We start from the raw sequence: 1250 nt of genomic DNA on the forward strand, positions 1-1250 counted from the left end.
GGCGACGTTAGCGGATCTCTTTGACATACTCCTCAACTTCTTTCCAGTAGTGCTTACTGTCTTCTGGCATCAATGAGGCATCCCAAGTGTGATAAGGTTTTGAGCGTCGAACAGTATACGTTTTAAAACCCTCAGGCGGTCTTTTTTCTTTGAAAATTAGCTTTACTATTCTTCGCCGTCTGATCTTAGCTTGATTTTTTCCCGAAAATGATTCCCTTCCAAACATACCTAAATATGTGAAAGCTTTTTCTGGTCCCCAAATCTTATTTTTCATCCTTCCACCTCCAACAACTCTGGTTTTACTTCCCTAATACTTGACTCATGAATTGGCGGATAAGCTAGATTCTGATCTGTGATCAAATCATACTTACGTTCTCCACATTCGCAGTGACCACAGAAAACAACTTTTAACGTATGTTGCTCGATTAGTTCTTTTAATTTCATTCTATCGCCTCCAACAACTCTGGATTAGCAAAAACATTACCGATAACTTCGAACTGATAAATCGAACTACCTAATGAGTTCATAAATTTGTCATGTCCGAAGCTCTTTTCGTCTAAATAAAACATGGTGTTTCTTTTTGAATATCTAACCAAGCCTTTTATTTCAAAAGGAGTACTCGAATCGGTAGTCAGATGTTGTTGTCCGACAACTATATCTCCCTCAAAAATCTCAACGCCGTTCTTGTCTTTTAGACCTGTTGATTGCATGAGGATGACTTCATCGCCTAAAAATTTCTCATGCCAACATCCGTCAGATACCCTGATGCCACCTTGCAAGAACTCCAATGTGTCAATGTGTGTCATCACTTCATCTTGTATCCACCACGCTCTAAACTTCGGTATCATTATTTTCCTCCTTACTACCGTTCGCGGTTGATTTCGAAAACGCTATCTTGTTAAAATATATTTGTCTTTTGAGAAGACAAAATATGTGCGCGAGCTAGGCTTCTTACCGATTAATTAGCTTCCCCATTCCCTAGCTCATGGACTGCCGTTACATACCGCGGTAGTCCTTTTTTGTGATATAATTTAAACGAGCTAGGTTCTTCCTTGTTGATTTCATTAATCTGAAGCATATTTCAACTAGCTCACAGACCGTTGGATTTAACCAATGGTCTTTTTTATGATAGAATGCTTTAGTCTAGCGGAAACTAGACGAAGGCTCTTTTTCCGAATTAGCTTTATCTTTTAAATTAAATCTAATTCATTGACCGTTGGAATCAGCCCAACGGTCTTTTCCTATGCAAT

3 protein-coding genes are annotated in these 1250 nt (G+C 38.7%); all 3 read right to left on the reverse strand.

The window, feature by feature from the left end; genetic code table 11:
- Nucleotides 1–7: 7 nt before the first annotated feature.
- The 3 genes from PGP85_RS21230 to PGP85_RS21240 are packed head-to-tail and all read right to left on the reverse strand — an operon-like array spanning nucleotide 8 to nucleotide 848.
- Nucleotides 8–274 (reverse strand): hypothetical protein, encoded by a 267-nt coding sequence (locus PGP85_RS21230; protein ID WP_270329355.1) that lies wholly within the window; start codon nucleotides 272–274, stop codon nucleotides 8–10.
- Nucleotides 271–444: a hypothetical protein gene (locus tag PGP85_RS21235; RefSeq protein WP_270329356.1), complete on the reverse strand. Its 174-nt coding sequence runs from the start codon at nucleotides 442–444 to the stop codon at nucleotides 271–273. The genes PGP85_RS21230 and PGP85_RS21235 overlap by 4 nt, the downstream gene beginning before the upstream one ends.
- Nucleotides 441–848, reverse strand: a complete 408-nt coding sequence (locus PGP85_RS21240; protein WP_270329357.1) for a YopX family protein — start codon at nucleotides 846–848, stop codon at nucleotides 441–443. Before PGP85_RS21240 ends, PGP85_RS21235 begins: the two co-directional genes overlap by 4 nt.
- Nucleotides 849–1250 lie beyond the last annotated feature (402 nt).

Origin of the sequence: Enterococcus malodoratus (assembly GCF_027659535.1) — a bacterium.
In the GTDB taxonomy this organism is placed as follows: domain Bacteria; phylum Bacillota; class Bacilli; order Lactobacillales; family Enterococcaceae; genus Enterococcus_A; species Enterococcus_A malodoratus.

What these genes read in the sequence shown, in the direction of transcription:
- PGP85_RS21230 (WP_270329355.1), bottom strand. Translation starts at nt 274, where the DNA reads ATGAAAAATAAGATTTGGGGACCAGAAAAAGCTTTCACATATTTAGGT.
- PGP85_RS21235 (WP_270329356.1), bottom strand. Translation starts at nt 444, where the DNA reads ATGAAATTAAAAGAACTAATCGAGCAACATACGTTAAAAGTTGTTTTC.
- PGP85_RS21240 (WP_270329357.1), bottom strand. Translation starts at nt 848, where the DNA reads ATGATACCGAAGTTTAGAGCGTGGTGGATACAAGATGAAGTGATGACA.